The following is an 18,571-nucleotide window of genomic DNA, read 5'->3' on the forward strand; positions in this document are numbered from 1 at the left end:
ATTTATCATTTATATTCAACTTTATGAACATTTTCCCATTCTTTTTTAAATAAGTTTTTTACAACATATGCATGTTCTATCGTAGAAAAATTAGAGAAAAGTTTTACTTTTATTATAAAATTTGCGTTTTCTTCATCAAGTTTGTAAGAATAAACCTTGCCAATTGCAATCCCTTCAGGGAATGTAGAAGATTTTCCATCTGTTTCTATTATATCACCTTTACTTATATTACAATATCTAGGTATATCATTTAATATAACATATTTATAATCAATTCCATCCCAACTTAAAGCTCCAAAACATTTATTTTTTTTCAATCTAGCATTTACTTTAATTTTTGGATTTAATATAGAAATTGCTATACTAAAATTAGGAGTAGTTTTTACTATAATGCCAGCTATCCCATCAGATAATATAATACCCATATCTACACAAATACCATCAATTCTCCCTTTATTTATAGTTATATAATTTTCTTGTTCATGTATACTATTATTTACAACTTTTACAGGAGTAAAAATATATTGTTGTAAATAATTTATATCTTCTTTTTTTAAATCTTTATATACTTTTTCTATTTTAGAAAAAATATTTTTATTACGTAAATTTTTATTTTCATTTAAAAGTTTTTCATTCTCTATTTCTAACAAAAAATAACTACGAAATTTTGAAATAGTTTCGTATAATTTTCCAATTATAAGGTAAGAAGAACCATAATAAATATCTTGATTAAATTTTGAATCAGAAAATGTAAAGAATATAGCAATACATTCTAATAAAAAGAAAAAAATAAAAAAACGAATTTTTGAAATTAAATTGAAAAATTCACGCATGTTCCATTTATTTCATTAAAAATGTAAACTTATCAATATTTTTTAAAGCAACTCCAGTTCCTTTTACTACAGCTCTTAATGGATCTTCTACTAAGAAAACAGATAATCCAGTTTTTTTAGATATTCTTTTATCCAATCCTCTTAATAATGATCCTCCACCTGCCATATAAATTCCAGTCTTATATATATCTGCTGCTAGTTCTGGTGGAGTACTAGAAAGTGTTTCCATAACTGCGTCCTCAATTCTTAATATAGATTTATCAAGAGCAGGTATAGTCTCTTTATATGAAAGAGTCATTTCTTTAGGTTTACCTGTAGATAAATCCCTACCTTGTATATGAATATCAGTTGGTGGATTTTCTATAGATTCCATTGCGGCCCCTACATCTATTTTTATTTTTTCAGCTGTTCTTTCACCAATATACAAATTATATTTAGAACGAAGAAAATAAGATATATCGTTGGTAAAAACGTCTCCTGCAATTTTTATTGATTTTTGACACACAATTCCTCCTAAAGCAATAACTCCACATTCAGTTGTCCCTCCTCCTATATCTATAATCATATTTCCTTTAGCTTTAGTTACTGATATTCCAGAACCTATAGCAGCAGCCATAGGTTCTTCTATAAGATAAACTTCTTTTGCATTAAGATGTTGTGCAGAATCTCTTACTGCTCTTTTTTCTACTTCCGTAATTCCAGATGGAATACATATAACCATTATTAATGATGGTGTAAATAATTTATTGTTAATACCCGGAACTTTTTTAATAAATTCTCTTATCATAAGTTCAGCAATTTGGTAATCTGCAATTACTCCATCTTTTAATGGTTTATATATTTTTATATTTTCATGTGTTTTACCTTGCATTTTTTTTGCTTCTTCTCCTACTGCTAAAACTTTTTTATATCTTACATCTATAGCAATTATAGAAGGCAGATCAACTATTATTTTGTTATCATGCATAATCAGAGTATTTGCTGTTCCTAAATCAATAGCAATTTCCTGACTAAAAAGACTTTTCATAAAATTTATGATTAATCCCATGAATTTTTACTTATGAAAATATTAAACTAATTTAAATAAAAATTATAGTTTTTTTGTATATTAAATCTATTATAAAAATATTTAATTTTGAAAATACACAATGTTTTTTTGTTACAAGGAAGTAATAAAGGAAATAGAAAAAAATATTTAGATGACTCTTTAAATTTAATATGTAAATATATTGGCTCTACAATTAAAATATCTTCTTATTTTGAAAGTACTGCATGGAATATGAAAAATGAAACTATGAATTTTTATAATAGAGTATTGCAAATGAATACTATTCATTCTCCAATATTTTTATTAGATAAAATATTAAGTATTGAATACAAAATTGGTAGAACATGTATAAAAAAAGAAAATATAAATAATAGAATATTAGGTAAAAAAAAACTAATGTATTATGAAAACAGAGAAATAGACATAGATATATTATTTTATGATAATATTATCCTAAATAGTCCTGTATTAACTATTCCTCATCCTATGTTACATTTACGTAGGTTTGTTTTAGTCCCAATGTCAGAAATAAATCCAAAAAAAAGTCATCCTGTATTTAATATGACAATTATAGAAATTTTAGGAGCATGTTCAGATACAATACTCATTAAAAAATTAATTAATCATAAATCATAAAACAATAATAAAAAATAAAATTATAAAAATATGATAAATAACAAAAAAATTTTATCAAAACAAATTCCATCTTATGGTCCTTACAGTACATGTGTTTTTGCAAACAATTTTATATTCATTTCTGGACAAATAGGAATAGATATAAAAACTGGAAATTTAGTTACTGATTCTATAGAAGATGAAACAAAAGAAGTAATGAAAAATATACAAATTATTCTTATAGAAAATGGATTGAGTTTTAGAAATATAATAAAATCCTCAATTTTTGTAAAAAAATTTGATTCCATTACTAAAATAAATGAGGTTTATTCAAGTTTTTTTGAAAAAAAAAATTTTCCATCTAGAGAAACAATACAAGTAGTAGGTCTACCAAAAAATGCTAATATAGAAATATCTTCAATAGCATATAAATATTAAAAAATATATTATTTTATTTTATTATTATTTAGTTATACTATATACTATACGTTATAATACAAAAAAAAGGATTTTTTTTACTAAAAAATTTTTAAAAATCTTAACATAAAAAAATAATAAAATTGAGATTTTTTATTGAATTATCTTATAATGGAAAGTATTTTTTCGGATGGCAAATACAAAAAAAAGTAAATACTATAGAATCAGAAATAGAGTACTGTTTATCAAAATTATTAAAAAAGTCCATTAATATAATAGGAGCAGGAAGGACTGATAAAGGAGTTCATGCAAAACAAATGTTTGCTCACTTTGATTATAATGATTACGACAATAATGTAACTAATACTCTTATAAAAAAATTAAACATATTCTTACCAAAATCTATTAGAATATGTAATATTTTCCAAGTAAAAAAAAATATTCATGCTAGGTTTGATGCTATTAGCAGAACATATAAATATTATATTACACTAGTAAAAAATCCTTTTAATCAAGATTTTTCTTGGTATTGTTATTATCAATTAGATATTAAAAAAATGAACTATGCATCAAATAAATTACTAATTTATAATGATTTTAGCTCTTTTTGTAAAAAAAGAATTAAAGAACATAATAAATGTAAAATTCACTACGTTTATTGGTCTGAAAATAAAAATATTTTATGTTTTACTATTAAAGCTAATAGATTTTTAAGATCTATGGTTAGATCTATTGTTGGAACACTTATTGATGTTGGAAGAAATAAAATTACAGTAAATGAATTTATAACTATTATAGAATCAAAAAATTATAATTATTGTAGGTCACTAGTCCCTGCATGTGGTTTATTTTTACATAGTATTTCTTATCCAGAAGATATTTTTTTATGAAAAAAAAATCAAAAAATGAAAAATCTTCGTTAAAACATTTAATAAAAATTAGTTTAGATTACAAATTTACTATAGTATTAATTATTATTACATCTATATTAATATCTTTGATCTCAGCAAGTCGTCCAAAACTAATACAAAATGCTATAGATTATAATATTATTTATAAAGATTTTTTAGGATTTCATCATATATTGACATTTATTTTAATTCTTCTTTTTTTAGAAAGTATATTACATTTTTCTCTATTATATTTATCTAATAAATTAGCTCAAAATGTAATAGAGAAAATTAGAATTCTTTTATTTGAAAAATTGTTAAGTTTTAAAAGTACTTTTTTTGATAAAACTCCAATAGGAAAAATAATATCTTACTCTATTTCAGATATAGAAACTATTACAGTAATATTTAATGATGGAATACTACTTGTTTCTGGAGATATATTGAAAATTTTTATGATTATTTTCGTAATGTATACTGTACATAAAAAATTATCTTTTATTGTATTGTTTACTATTCCAATAATATACATTATTACTAGACTTTTTCAAAAAACATTAAAAAAGGCTTTTCATGATGAAAGAATACAAACTTCTCGTTTAAACAGTTTTTTACAAGAAAATATTGTAGGAATGTTAATAATTCAACTTTTTCATAAAGAAAAAGAAAAATATCTAATATTTAGATCCATTAATAATGATTTAATGAATGCACACTTTAAAACAGTTTTTTATTTTTCAATTTTTTTTCCTATAGTAGAGTTAGTTTCTGCATGTACAATAAGTATTGTAATATTTTATGGTGGATTCAGCGTAATTAAAAATGGTGATATTAAACCTGGACAAATTATTGCTTTTATTTTTTTCATTTATCTTTTATTTCGTCCTATAAGACAAATATCAGATAGATTTAATATTATACAACGGGGCTTTGTTGGAATAGAACGTATTTTTTCTATATTAAATTCAAAAAAAGGAACAATAGAAAACAAAGGTAACATACATTTAAAAAAAATAAACGGCCATATAGTATTTGATAATGTATATTTTTCTTATATTAATGATGAAAAAATGATTTTGAAAGGAGTAACTTTTGAAATTAATCCAGGAGAAAAAGTAGCTATAGTAGGGCCTACAGGTTCAGGAAAATCAACTATAATACATTTAATTTCTAGATTATATGAGATAAAAAAAGGTAATATATATATTGATGGATATCCTATAAAAAATATAGATATTAATAATTTAAGATCTCATATAAGAGTTATTGCACAAAACACATTTTTATTTAATGATACTATCATAAATAATATTACTTTAGGAAATTCTTCAATAAATATTAAAAAAGTTGAATATATGGCAAAAAAAATAGGGATACATAATTTTATTAAATCTCTTCCTAATGGATATGAATATATAGTAAAAGAAAAAGGTAATTTATTATCTACCGGTGAAAAACAATTAATTTCTTTTTTGAGAGTTCAAATGCATCCTTATTCTGTACTTATACTAGATGAATCTACTGCTTCTTTAAATGAAAAATTAGAAAAAGTAATTTATAATAATTATAATAAAGTAACTAAAAAAAAAACATCAATTATCATAACTCATAGACTAACTACTATTAAAAATGCTGATAAAATACTGGTACTTGGTAAAGAAGGTCGTATAGTAGAAAGTAGAGAAATATAAAATTATCTAATAATTTACTTTAATATAAGTTTTTTTAAATTCTTTTTTCCTCCAATTATTTAATTTTTCGTTTTTTTTCTTTTCTTTAACAAAATTTTCTAAATATGAAAAATCTTCTTTTATAGAAATAGGTCGTGAATCAATTATATCTAATATCTTAATAATAAAAAAAACATTTTTATTTTTAAATTTTCCTTCATAAAGATCTGTTATATTGCCTTTTTTTCCAAAGTTTAATACTTGTTTTAAATCTTTAAAACATTGATTTTCATTAATCAATATTTGTTTTTTTAAATTAATATCAGCTATATCATTATTTATCAAATATATCTTATCAAAATCTATAATATTTAGCATTAATCCTTTTCTTATTGAACTTGCAAATATTTTAGTTTTTAGTAATTCACTACTTGAATACTCTTTTTTAATGAAAAAATTTCTTAAATCTATTTTATTTCCTTTTCTATTTTCTAATTTTATTAAATGATAACCCATTTCTGTTTCAAAAGGGCCAAAAATTTCTTGTTCTTTTAAAGAAAGAATTATATTTCTATATTCTTCTGAAATGGAATTTATTTTTATTCCTTTAACATATTCTTCATTGCAAATGAATGGTAAGTTTTTATTCTTAAACTTCTTACAATCAAATGAATCTTTTATTTTTACTTCATATAAAAAATTAATAATTTTATCTTTATTCTTTTTATCTTTTTTTGGATAAAAAACAATATAAGAAACTAAATATTTTTTAGGAGTATTATAAAGTCTATTTTTATTTTTTATGAAAAAGTATTTTACTTCTTCAGGAGATACTTCTATATCATCTGTTATTTTTTTATATAAACTTTTTATATATAAAATATCTTTATTTTTATTATATTTATTTATATTATTTTCATCATTATCATGATTTTTAATATTTTTAGATACTGATGCTAAATTTTCATTATTTAATTGTAAATCATTTTCTTTTTCTTTAAAGTTTTTTTTACCATGAAAAATCATTAATTTTTGAAATAAAAAATTTTCACAAATTTTAAATTTTTCTTCTATTTTATTTTCAGTTTGACTTTTTATATCAGAATCTAAAATGATTTCATCACCTACAATTGCAAATATTCCACCTATTTTTTCTCTTGAATAAATTAAAGTATTATTAATAAAAATATAAAATATTATTAACGCAATTAGAGAAATTTCTTTAATAAATTTTTTAATTAAAAATTTCATAATAGATTGTTTATATGAACATTAAATAATAATGTAATAATGATTTTTATAAAAATAAATTTTTTTTATGTACAATAAAAGAAAAATAACAATAAATATATTTTTTTAATTTTTACCTTTATTATCTTTTTTACAAAAAAAGATAATAAATCTAATATATAATATAATAATCATAAATAATAAACATAAAAAAATTTATAATTAAAATAAAAAATAATGAATCATAAATTTAAAGGCCCTGTAATAGAATTATTTTTAAATGGAGACCCTCCAAAAAAAAATTTATATAGTAAATTTTTATCAAAAAAAATTTTTGCTGTTGATGGCTCATTAAATTATTTGAAAAAATTTAAAATACCTGTAGATTCAATAATAGGAGATTTTGATTCTTTATTAAAAAAGAACATTTCTGTAAAAAATACTATTATTAATACTTACAATCAAAATTATACAGATTTTGAAAAAGCTTTGAACATAATTTATAAAAAAGGATTTTTAAATGTAAATATTTGGGGGGGAAGTGGAAAAGAACAGGATCATTTTCTAGGTAATTTATCTATAGCTTTAAAATATAAAAAAAAATTATCTATTATTTTCTACGATAAATATCATTTATACTTTTTTTCTGATAAAAAAAATACTTTTTATATGAAAAAAAATAAAAAAATATCACTTTTTCCATTTCCAAAAGTAGTAGGATTAAAAACATTTGGATTAAAATATCCTATTAAAAATGAATCATTGGAAATAGGTAAAAAATTAGGAATAAGAAATAAATCCATTAGCAATGAAAATAATAAAATACAAATAAATTATAAAAAAGGAGAACTATTAATATTTATAGAAATAGAAAGATAAAAAAATAATCATATCTTTATTTTCAATTTCTTTATTGTATTTTTAACACTATTATATGACATTTTTAATAGGTCTATTTCTTCATTATTCAAATTTAACTCAATGACTCTTTCAATTCCATTTTTTCCTAAAACTACTGGCATACCTAGATAAATGTTTTTTATACCATATTCTCCCTTTAAAAGGGTGGAACATGAAAATACTTTTTTAGAATTTTTTAAAATAGATTCTATCATTTCTACTATAGATGCTGCAGGGGCCATCCAGGCAGATGTTCCCAAATAATTTACAATTTCTTCCCCACCTTTTCTAGTTTTTTCTATAATAATTTCATTTTCTTTTTCTGATATAAATTCTTTAATAGGAATACCAGATATAGATGTATATCTATATAATGGAACCATGTAATCTCCATGTCCTCCTAACAATACAGTATGGATGTTATAAGGTGATATATTTAACTTTTCAGATAAAAAAAAACGATACCTTGCAGAATCTAATATTCCTGCCATTCCAATTACACTAGATGAATCTATATTAGAAGTTACATAACTAACATATGTCATTATATCCAATGGATTAGATACAATTATAAATTTAGCTTTTGGAGAGAAAAAAATTGATTTTTTTGTAACAAAATGAATAATTTCTGCATTAATATTTAAAAGTTCATCACGATCCATTCCTTGTTTTCTAGGAATACCACAAGTAATAACAATTATTTCAGAATTTTCTGATTTTGAAAAATCATTTCCAAATCCAATCAATCTAGTATTTATATCACAAACAACATTCATTTGACTTATATCAAGACTTTTTCCTTTAGAAATCATTGGTTTTATATCTAATAATACAATCTCTGTTACAATATCTTTATGCGATAATAAACTAGCACATGAAGATCCTACATTTCCTGCCCCAATAATAGTTACTTTCATATTATAACTTTTAATATTAATATATATATATATATATAAATTAAATAAATTTGTAAAGTAATTGTTAAATATAATATAATTTCTATACATTTTCTATACATTACATTTCACTCACTATAACTATACATATACATATATATACATGAAAGATAGTTACGTTAAAAGAAAACAATTTCTTTCTAGACATATAGGATCATCTTATGATGAAATTAAAAAAATGTTAAAAACATTATATTGTTCTTCTATAAATGAATTTATAAAAAAAACTATTCCGGATAATATTCTTTGTAAAGAAAAACTTAATGTTCCCAGTGCAATTTCTGAATGGGAGTATTTAAATCATATTAATAAAATTGGTAAAAAAAATAAAATTTTTCGTTCATATATAGGATTAGGATATAAAAATACAATTACTCCTAGTGTCATTCAAAGGAATATACTGGAAAATCCTGGATGGTATACTTCTTATACTCCTTATCAATCAGAAATTTCTCAAGGACGTTTAGAGGCTTTAATCAATTTTCAAACAATGATATCAGATCTAACAGGAATGGAGATTAGCAATGCATCTATGTTAGATGAAGCATCTGCTGCAGCAGATGCTATGTTTATGATTTACAACAAAAAAAAATTAGAACAAAAAAATAAAAATTTTTATTTTTTTGTTTCAAATGAAATTTTTTTACAAACATTTTATGTTTTACAAACAAGATGTTTTGGATTAGGAATTAATCTCATCCAAGACAATTATAATAATTTTTTAAGCAAAAAATATAAAAATATAGAAATTTTTGGATTATTATTACAATATCCTTCTAGCTTTGGAGAAATTCATGATTATACTGAAATAATAGAACATGCAAATAAGAAAAATATATCAGTTATAATTTCAGCTGATCTTATGGCTCTATCCTTATTAAAACCACCTGGAGAATGGGGAGCAGATGTTGTAATAGGGTCAAGTCAAGCATTTGGTATACCAATGGGATATGGAGGTCCACATGCAGCTTTTTTTGCAACTAAAAAAAAATATAAAAGATTTATTCCTGGTAGAATTATTGGAATATCTAAAGATAAAAATAATAAAAAAGCATTTAGAATGGCCTTACAAACTAGAGAACAACATATAAAAAGAGAAAAAGCAACTTCTAATATTTGTACCTCTCAAGTATTTCCTGCTATAATGGCTTCTATGTATGCTGTATATCACGGAAAAAAGGGATTATTAAAAATTGCAAAATATATTCACAGATATGCAAAAAAATTAGAAATTAAATTAACAAATTCTATAAAAGGGGTTAATCAAGTTAACAAATTTTATTTTGATACAATTAGAATAAAAACTGACTACTCTAATAAGATTATCAAAAATTTAGCTATAAAAAAAAAAACAAATTTTAGATATATAAATAATAATTATTTAACAATAACTCTAGATGAAACTACATGTACATATGACATAAATCATATACATTCTATTTTTAATAAAATTTCTAAAAAAAATAATAAATACTCTTTTTTCATTTATAAGAATAAAGAAAATAATATTAATAAAATATCAAATAAAATTCCTAATTCTTTAAAAAGAACTTCAGACTTTTTACGTAATGATGTATTTAATAAATACCATTCTGAAAATGAAATAATGCGTTATATAAAAAGATTGGAAAAAAAGGATCTTTCATTAACCCACTCTATGATTCCTTTAGGTTCATGTACTATGAAATTAAATGCTTCAACAGGGTTATTTTCTTTAAGCCAAAATAAATGGAGAAATATACATCCTTTTGTAGAAAAAAATCAATCATATGGATACAAATTTATTATAAGTAACCTAAAAAAATATTTGAAGGAGATAACTGGATTACCTGGAATATCCTTACAACCTAATTCAGGAGCTCAAGGAGAATATGCTGGACTAATGGTAATAAAATACTATCAAAATTCTTTAAAAGAAAAATTTAACAGAAATATTGCATTAATACCATCTTCTTCCCATGGAACAAATCCTGCATCTGCAAAAATGGCAGGCTTAAATATTGTTTTAATTGATACAAAACATGATGGATCTATAGATGAAAATAATCTTTTAAAAAAAGTAAAAGAATATACAAATTTTATATCTGTATTTATGATAACTTATCCATCTACTCATGGAGTTTATGAAGAAAATATAAAAAATATAATAGACATTATTCATGAACATGGTGGTCAAGTTTATATGGATGGAGCAAATATGAATGCACAAATTGGACTAATAAAACCATCATATTTAGGAATAGATGTTTGTCATCTTAATCTTCACAAAACATTTTCTATTCCACATGGTGGTGGGGGTCCAGGAATGGGACCTATTTGCGTAGCTTCACATTTAAAACCTTATCTTCCTACTCATTCATTTAAAATTAATAAAAAAGAAAAAAATATATTTTCTATTTCTTCTTCTCAATATGGATCTTCTATTATTTTAACTATTCCTTATGCATACATTAGACTTTTAGGAGGAAATGGTCTTAAAAAATGTACAGAAATATCTATATTAAATGCAAATTATATTAAAGAAAAACTAAAAAATTATTATAAAATATTATATGTAGGAAAAAATAATACAGTTGCACATGAATTTATTATAGATTGTAGAATTTTTAAAAAAATTGGAATAGAAGTAGTAGATATTGCAAAAAGAATGATGGACTATGGATATCATGCCCCTACTATATCTTTTCCTGTAGTAGGATGTATGATGATTGAACCTACAGAAAGTGAGTCGAAAAAAGAACTAGATAGGTTTATAGAAACATTAATTAAAATAAGAGAGGAAATAAAAGAAATTGAAGATGGAAAATTTTCTATTGAGAATAATGTATTAAAAAATTCACCTCATAGTATTGAAACACTAACAAATGATAAATGGAAATATCCTTACAGTAGAGAAAAAGCAGCATATCCATTATATTGGATAAAAGAGAGAAAATTTTGGATCCCAATAGATCGTATAGATGATGGATACGGTGATAGAAATTTAATATGTAAATGTATTTAGAAAAGTTTAAACTTAGAAAAAGGTATAACATCTAAAGAATCAAACAATTTTTTTTCGTATTTAAGTAACCCAGTTATAGCAATCATTGCTCCATTATCAGTCGTATATTCTTTTTTTGGAATAAATACTTCCCAACCATTTTTTTTTGAAATAAAAGAAATAAATGATTTTCTAATTTCATTATTTGCAGATACCCCTCCTGATAAAACAATTCTAAAAATTTTAGTTTCCAAAGCGGCTTTTTTAACTTTATCCAAAAGAATATCTGTTATAATTTTTTGAGTGGATGCACATAAATCATGAATATTTTTACTTACAAAAAAAGAATCAAACTTCAATTGATTTTCTATAAATTTAAAAATATGACTTTTTAATCCACTAAAACTAAAATCTAATTTTTTTACTACTGGTTTTACAAAATTAAATTTATTTTTATTTCCTTTTATAGAAAGTATTTCCATTTTAGGGCCACCTGGATAAGAAATACCTAATATTCTAGAAATATTATCAATAGCATTTCCAACAGGATCATCTAAAGTAGTTCCTAATATTTTCATATTAAAAAAGTCATTTACTTGTATAATTTGAGTATGCCCTCCACTGATTACTAATCCTAAAAATGGAAATTTAGGATAAGAATTATTAATATTAGCATTTTTTATAAAATGAACAAGGATATGAGCTTGTATATGATTTACAGTTAATATAGGTATTCCTAATCCCATGGAAAATGATTTAGCAAAAGATACTCCTACTAATAAAGGGCCTATTAATCCTGGACCTATTGTAAAAGAGACAGCATCAATCTGATTTTCTTTTATTTTAGCTGTAAAAATAGCATTTTTCAATGCTAATGGTAAATTTTTTTCATGTAGTCTTGCCGCTAATTCTGGAACTACTCCACCATATTTTTTATGAATATTTTGGTGTATAATAATATTTGATAATACCTTTCTCCCCATAACAATAGATACTCCAGTTTCATCACATGATGATTCTATCCCAATTATAATAGGTTCTTTATTCATATTTTAAAAAAAAATATTATTTTTTTTATATTTATATTATAATATATATAATAATATAAAAATATAATATACTTTATATTAAAGTAATTAAAGTAAATGTAACTAACTATATATATATTTATTTATTTTTTATAGTAAAATGTAAAAAAAGTATATTTTATTATTAAAAAACAATGCAATATATTTTTTTTAATAAAATATTTACCCATTTACCAAAAAATACTTAATATTATTTTATAAAAAATAAAGTTTTGTATTTTGGTATTTTTAATATCTTTATCAATTATCAATATCAAAAATAAATAATAAAAATATAAAACAATGATTCTAATACATAATACAGACGAAATAGATAATACTATAGTAAAAAAATTAAATACAAATGCAAGAACCCCATATACAGAAATAAGTAAACAGATAAGTAAAGAAATTAAACCCCTATCTGTAGGGACTGTTCATGTAAGAGTAAAAAAGTTAGAAAATGCAGGAATTATAAAAGGAAGTACATTAATAATTGGATACGAATCATTAGGATTTCATTTAATAGCTTTTGTAGGAATTTTATCTGATTCTAGAGAATCAAAAATTTTAAAAGAAGAATTAAAAAAAATTCCAAATATAGTCCAACTTTACATAACTTCTGGAAAATATAATCTTTTCTGCAGAATTATAGCTAAAGATCCGTCAGATGCAAGAAAAGTAATTTCTAAAATTGGTGAAATTAAAGGAGTTATAAGAACTGAATCAACTATCTGTTTAGAAGAAAGCATTAACGATGAAAATAGATTATTATCGAATATTTTGCATAAAAAAACATCTTAATAATATATTTATAAATTTTCTGTTAATTAAATTTGATTTTAAATGCAAAATATTCATTATAAAGAAATAAAAAATATTTTTTGTGAAAAAATTGCACAAAATAAAGTTTTTTTTATCAAATAATGAATAACTTTTTTAAGTTTAATACATATAAAAATTTTATAAATAAAATTTTAATTCCAGTAAGTGCAATTTTATTGTTAACATTTTTTTTTCCAAAAAAAAAGGTTTTTGAATATAAGTTCTATAAAAATGAAATTTGGAATTATGAAACTTTTTTTTGTCCATTTAATTTTTCAATTACTAAAAGTAATAAAGATTTAAAAGATGAGATAAAAAAAATAAGAAAAAATTCTAAAATATTATGTATTAGAAATGAACAAATTGAAAAATTAACAAAGAAAAAATTAAAAAAAATACTTTTTATAAAAACAAAAAAATATGATTATAAAACTTATCTAAGAATTGTAAAAAAGATATATAAAAATGGATATGTAGATAATACAAAATTTCCAAAAGAAAAGGTTATTTCTGTAATATATTTTAAAAAAAATGATAATTTGATATCAGTTCCACATAAAAAAATATATACAAAAAATAAAGTTAATAAACTTATTGAAAATAGTTTTTTTTATAATAAACATGCAAAAATAATCTTAAAAAATATAATAATACCAAATATAATTTATGATGAAAATTCTACTAAATTTTTAATTAAAAAAAAAATACAATCTATAAATAAAATAAAATTTTCTTTTAAAAAAGGAGATAAAATTATAGGTAAAAATGAAATTATAAATCAAAAATTATTTGATATATTATATAATTTTAAAAATATATATGAGAATGAAAAATGTAATAAAAATAAAGAATATTATGGATCTTGTATAGGATATTTTTTAATAATAAGCATGATATTTTTTATATTCATGTTATATATGTTTTATTTCCAAAACGAAATATTTAAAAATAATAGAAAATTAAATTTTTTGGTAATTAGTATATTTTTATTATCAATTACTACCATTTTTACAATAAGATACTATTCTAATATATTGTATATTATTCCATTTTGTATTCTTCCTATAAGTATTCGTGTATTTTTTAATTTTCACTTGAGTTTTATAATTCATTTAACCATAATATTATTATTATCTATAGTAACACCTAATAGTTTTGAGTTTACTTTCCTTCAAACAACAACAGGATTTTTAGTGATGTTAACTAAAAAAAATATTTCTAAAATGGAAAATCTTTTTATTGCTGTAGGAAAAATAATTATTACTTATATAATTACTTTCATTTCTTTACATTTAATTAGAATAGGAACTTTAAACAGTATATCTTTTTATACTATTTCTTTATTTTTTATAAGTGGGATCTTAACTTTGTTTGTTCATCCATTAATTTTTTTATTTGAAAAAATGTTAAACATAACATCAGATATTTCATTATTAGAATTATCGGATACTAATAAACCAATATTGAGATCATTATCTAAAAAAGCTCCAGGTACGTTTCAACATGTATTAACAGTAGCTAATCTAGCAGAAGAAGCAGCGGTAGCTATTGGAGCAAATTCATTATTAACAAAAATAGGTGGGATATATCATGATATAGGAAAAATAAAAAATTCAATTTTCTTTACAGAAAATCAATATAATATTGAAAATCCACATGAAAAATTAACCCCTACAGAAAGTGCTAAAATTATTTTAGATCATGTATCATATGGAGTTGAATTAGCAAAAAAGTATAATTTACCAAACACTATATCAGATTTTATAAAAACACATCATGGAGACAGTTTAATTCATTATTTTTATAGAAAAGAACAAGTAAATTCTCCTAACTTTAGGATAAATAAAAAAAAATTCCAATATTCTGGACCTAAACCATTTTCTAAAGAAACAACTATTGTTATGATAGCAGATTCGGTAGAAGCAGCATCAAAAAGTATGAAAAATCCATCTTACATTGATTTAGAAAATGTTGTAGATTATATAATAAATAAACAAAAAAAAGAAAATCAATTTTCTAATGCAAATATTACTTTAAAAGAAATAGAAAAAATAAAAATGGTACTAAAAAAGAAATTAATAAATATTTATCACACTAGAATAGTTTATCCAAAACAAAAACAATAATTACTTTATTTATTTATTAAAACTATCTATTATATCTATTTTGTATTAGATTTGTATATTTATATTTTATAATTGTTGTTCCACGTATTATATATTATATGTTTTATTGGAGAGTTGCCGGAGTGGTTAACGGAACAGTTTGCTAAACTGTCGATATGTAAATATCGCGTGGGTTCGAATCCCACATTCTCCGCATATAACGGGGTATAGCGTAGTCCGGTAATCGCGCCTGGTTTGGGACCAGGAGATCGTAGGTTCAAATCCTGCTACCCCGATATTTAATCACGTAGCTCAAATGGATAGAGCAACTGCCTTCTAAGCAGTAGGTTACAGGTTCGAATCCTGTCGTGATTGTTTTATTTTTTTTTCCTTCTTAGAATTTCATCTATCATACCATATTTTTTAGCTTCTTCTGAAGTCATCCAATAATCTCTATCTGAATCTTTTTCTACTTTTTCAACAGTATTTCCTGAATGAATAGATATAATATTGTAAAGTTCTTTTTTTAACTTCAAAATTTCACGTACTGTAATTTCAATATCAGAAGCTTGACCTTGAGTATGACCTATAGGTTGATGTATCATTATTCTAGAATGTTGTAATGCTGATCTTTTACCTTTTTTTCCAGAACATAATAAAATTGCGGCCATAGAAGCAGCCATTCCTGTACATATTGTAGATATATCTGGTTCTACAATTTGCATTGTATCATATATTCCTAATCCAGCATATACATCTCCACCAGGAGAATTTATGTATATTTGTATATCTTTTTTTGTATCTGTAGATTGTAAAAATAATAATTGAGCTTGTACAATATTTGCTATTTGATCGCTTATAGATGATCCTAAAAAAATAATACGGTCCATCATTAAACGAGAAAAAACATCCATTTGTGCTACATTTAACTTTCTTTCCTCTACAATATAAGGTGTCATTAATTTAATATAATCATCTACTATTACACTATTAATATTTCTATGTTTAATTGCATATTGAATAAAATCTTCTGATATTTTTTTATAATTCATTATACTTTTTATTATAAAAATAAAGTTACTAATAATAAATAATTTATTAATTACATTAAAAAATTTTTCAAGTAAAATTGAAAAAAATATGGAAATTATACACATTTTTAAATCTAAAAAAATATAATTGAATTTGTACAAAAAATTGGCAATACAAACAATTATTTACGCTGTAGGATCAATTCTTCCAAAAATTGTTAATTATATATTTTTGAAATTTTTCACTATTTCATTAAAAGTAGGAGAATTTTCATTATATGCGGATATGTATTCCTTATCTTTTCTTGTTATAGGTATTCTTTCTCTTGGACTGGAAAATACATATTTTAGATTTTTATATAAAAAAGATTGTGATAAAGAGACAGTTTTTTCAACTAGTGTAATTATTCAATTCATAATTAATCTACTTTTTTTTATTATTTTTTTAACTTCAATAGATAATTTATCATATATACTTGGATATTATAATCACAAAGAATATTTTTTAATGTTTTCTATAATAATATTCTTTGATACAATATGTATATTGCCTATGGCATGGTTGAGAGCGAATAATAGACCATTAAGACATACTATTGTAAATAGTACAATTATATTTATTCAATCATTTTTTATAACATATATGTTTTTATGTTATAAAAATTCTTGTATTTATAAAAAAAATTACTTTTTTTTTGTTTATGAAATAGTAAACTCTTTTACAGATAGAACAGGATATATATTTTTTGCTAATACATTATCTTCTTTATGTAATTTTTTTTTAGTATTACCTATTTTATTAAAAAAAGTAAACATTAAAAAATTTGACATACTTTTTGTAAAAAAAATGTTGAGTTACAGTCTCCCTATTATGATTGTATCAATATCATTTTCTGTAAACGAAAATTTAGATAAAATAATAATAAAAAGATGGGGATCAGATGAAATAAATGGAGCTTATTCTGCATGTTACAAAATTGCTTCTTTTATGAATTTATATGTTAAAACTTTTAGATTAGGAATTGAACCATTTTTTTTTAGAAAATCAAAAGATATAAATGCAAAGTACTATTATGAAGAAATTATTTACTTATTTATTCTATTAGGATTAATATTTTATGTATTAATATGTGGAAACATATCTTTATTTATAAATTTTTTAATCGATAAAAAATATCACATAGCTATATCAATTATTCCTGTTATTATGATGGGGAACCTATTATTAGGTATATATACAAATATGTCAATATTTTATAAAATTTTAGATAAACCTATTATCGGAACTTATATATCTTTTATAGGATTATTAATTACATTATTATTTAATTTATTTTTTATATTTATTTCTAATAAAAACTTTATGATTCCGTCGTGGGGAACTTTAATATCATATGGATGTATGTTAATAATATTATACTCATGGAGTAAAAAAAAATTTTTAGAATTTTTTAGAAAAATAAATAATATAATTATACATTTTTTATTTGCTATTTTTATTGTTTTTATAACATATGAAAATAAAATAGGAATCAATTTACTTTTACAAATTTTTTATATTATAATTGTATTTTTACTTGAGAAAAAAAGACTATTAAATTTATTTAAATAAATATAAATAAACATATTTTGATAAAAATAAATAATAATAATAGACAGATATTAATTATTTCTAATATAAAAAAATCAATTTATATTACTTATTTAGAAAGAAAATTAATACATACAAATTTTTCAATTAAAAAGTATAAAAAAAATTGCTTTTTTATAAAAAAAAATTTTTTATTATCCTTATGTATAATTCATATAACAAAAAAAAAAGAAATGAAAATTATTGTTATTAATACATTCTTAAAACCTATTATTATAAATCCTTTTGAAAAATTGTTATTAATAGGATTGTATTACGATACTAAAATACAATGGAAAGAATCTATGATTTTAAATAAAAGTAAAAGAGGAAATAAATCTTTTGGAAGTACTGGAATATAAAATATAATA

At 21.7% G+C, this 18,571-nt stretch carries 16 protein-coding genes and 3 tRNA genes; 13 read left to right on the forward strand and 6 right to left on the reverse strand.

What is annotated here, in order from left to right; genetic code table 11:
• Window positions 1-5: 5 nt before the first annotated feature.
• Complete coding sequence (gene mreC / locus H0H76_RS00060) at window positions 6-833, reverse strand: rod shape-determining protein MreC (RefSeq protein ID WP_185855523.1); 828 nt, start codon at window positions 831-833, stop codon at window positions 6-8.
• Window positions 834-840: 7 nt separating this feature from the next.
• Window positions 841-1,881, reverse strand: a complete 1,041-nt coding sequence (locus H0H76_RS00065) for a rod shape-determining protein (RefSeq protein ID WP_185855524.1) — start codon at window positions 1,879-1,881, stop codon at window positions 841-843.
• 87 nt (window positions 1,882-1,968) lie between these two features.
• Between H0H76_RS00065 and H0H76_RS00070 the strand changes: the two genes are divergently transcribed.
• The 4 genes from H0H76_RS00070 (at window position 1,969) to H0H76_RS00085 (ending at window position 5,494) form a co-directional block, all read left to right on the forward strand.
• Window positions 1,969-2,517, forward strand: a complete 549-nt coding sequence (locus H0H76_RS00070) for a 2-amino-4-hydroxy-6-hydroxymethyldihydropteridine diphosphokinase (RefSeq protein WP_185855525.1) — start codon at window positions 1,969-1,971, stop codon at window positions 2,515-2,517.
• Window positions 2,518-2,547: 30 nt separating this feature from the next.
• The gene (locus H0H76_RS00075) at window positions 2,548-2,934 is read left to right on the forward strand and encodes a Rid family detoxifying hydrolase (protein WP_317168060.1); all 387 of its coding nucleotides are present in this window, start codon (window positions 2,548-2,550) and stop codon (window positions 2,932-2,934) included.
• Between the two features lie 122 nt (window positions 2,935-3,056).
• Window positions 3,057-3,803, forward strand: a complete 747-nt coding sequence (gene truA / locus H0H76_RS00080) for a tRNA pseudouridine(38-40) synthase TruA (RefSeq protein ID WP_185855526.1) — start codon at window positions 3,057-3,059, stop codon at window positions 3,801-3,803.
• Window positions 3,800-5,494, forward strand: a complete 1,695-nt coding sequence (locus H0H76_RS00085) for an ABC transporter ATP-binding protein (RefSeq protein WP_185855527.1) — start codon at window positions 3,800-3,802, stop codon at window positions 5,492-5,494. The genes truA and H0H76_RS00085 overlap by 4 nt, the downstream gene beginning before the upstream one ends.
• Before the next feature lie 6 nt (window positions 5,495-5,500).
• On the opposite strand, the gene H0H76_RS00090 is transcribed toward H0H76_RS00085, so the two are convergent.
• Entirely contained in the window at window positions 5,501-6,724 is a 1,224-nt protein-coding gene (locus tag H0H76_RS00090; protein ID WP_185855528.1) for a peptidyl-prolyl cis-trans isomerase, read from the reverse strand.
• 216 nt (window positions 6,725-6,940) lie between these two features.
• Here H0H76_RS00090 and H0H76_RS00095 point away from each other — a divergent pair, with 216 nt between their 5' ends.
• The gene (locus H0H76_RS00095; RefSeq protein WP_185855529.1) at window positions 6,941-7,582 is read left to right on the forward strand and encodes a thiamine diphosphokinase; all 642 of its coding nucleotides are present in this window, start codon (window positions 6,941-6,943) and stop codon (window positions 7,580-7,582) included.
• A gap of 8 nt (window positions 7,583-7,590) precedes the next feature.
• On the opposite strand, the gene mdh is transcribed toward H0H76_RS00095, so the two are convergent.
• On the reverse strand, window positions 7,591-8,520 hold the full coding sequence (gene mdh, locus H0H76_RS00100) for a malate dehydrogenase (RefSeq protein ID WP_185855530.1): 930 nt from the start codon (window positions 8,518-8,520) through the stop codon (window positions 7,591-7,593).
• Between the two features lie 142 nt (window positions 8,521-8,662).
• Here mdh and gcvP point away from each other — a divergent pair, with 142 nt between their 5' ends.
• Entirely contained in the window at window positions 8,663-11,563 is a 2,901-nt protein-coding gene (gcvP, locus tag H0H76_RS00105; RefSeq protein ID WP_185855531.1) for an aminomethyl-transferring glycine dehydrogenase, read from the forward strand.
• On the opposite strand, the gene tsaD is transcribed toward gcvP, so the two are convergent.
• A complete protein-coding gene (gene tsaD / locus H0H76_RS00110; protein WP_185855532.1) occupies window positions 11,560-12,591 on the reverse strand; it encodes a tRNA (adenosine(37)-N6)-threonylcarbamoyltransferase complex transferase subunit TsaD in 1,032 nt (343 codons plus the stop codon). The genes gcvP and tsaD overlap by 4 nt on opposite strands.
• Before the next feature lie 321 nt (window positions 12,592-12,912).
• Here tsaD and H0H76_RS00115 point away from each other — a divergent pair, with 321 nt between their 5' ends.
• From H0H76_RS00115 to H0H76_RS00135, 5 genes are all read left to right on the forward strand, one after another.
• Entirely contained in the window at window positions 12,913-13,413 is a 501-nt protein-coding gene (locus H0H76_RS00115; RefSeq protein ID WP_185855533.1) for an Lrp/AsnC family transcriptional regulator, read from the forward strand.
• A gap of 122 nt (window positions 13,414-13,535) precedes the next feature.
• A complete protein-coding gene (locus H0H76_RS00120; RefSeq protein ID WP_185855534.1) occupies window positions 13,536-15,560 on the forward strand; it encodes an HD family phosphohydrolase in 2,025 nt (674 codons plus the stop codon).
• Window positions 15,561-15,668: 108 nt separating this feature from the next.
• A tRNA-Ser gene (locus H0H76_RS00125) sits at window positions 15,669-15,753 on the forward strand.
• Between the two features lie 7 nt (window positions 15,754-15,760).
• Window positions 15,761-15,835, forward strand: a tRNA-Pro gene (locus H0H76_RS00130).
• 5 nt (window positions 15,836-15,840) lie between these two features.
• Window positions 15,841-15,914, forward strand: a tRNA-Arg gene (locus H0H76_RS00135).
• 2 nt (window positions 15,915-15,916) lie between these two features.
• On the opposite strand, the gene clpP is transcribed toward H0H76_RS00135, so the two are convergent.
• Window positions 15,917-16,591: an ATP-dependent Clp endopeptidase proteolytic subunit ClpP gene (gene clpP, locus H0H76_RS00140; protein ID WP_185855535.1), complete on the reverse strand. Its 675-nt coding sequence runs from the start codon at window positions 16,589-16,591 to the stop codon at window positions 15,917-15,919.
• Window positions 16,592-16,724: 133 nt separating this feature from the next.
• On the opposite strand from clpP, the gene H0H76_RS00145 reads away from it, so the two are divergent.
• Entirely contained in the window at window positions 16,725-18,182 is a 1,458-nt protein-coding gene (locus tag H0H76_RS00145) for a lipopolysaccharide biosynthesis protein (RefSeq protein ID WP_185855536.1), read from the forward strand.
• Window positions 18,183-18,199: 17 nt separating this feature from the next.
• Window positions 18,200-18,562, forward strand: coding sequence for a hypothetical protein (locus tag H0H76_RS00150; protein WP_238783882.1), 363 nt, complete (start codon window positions 18,200-18,202; stop codon window positions 18,560-18,562).
• Window positions 18,563-18,571: the final 9 nt, after the last annotated feature.

Source organism: Blattabacterium cuenoti (assembly GCF_014251275.1).
Classification (GTDB): domain Bacteria; phylum Bacteroidota; class Bacteroidia; order Flavobacteriales; family Blattabacteriaceae; genus Blattabacterium; species Blattabacterium cuenoti_AG.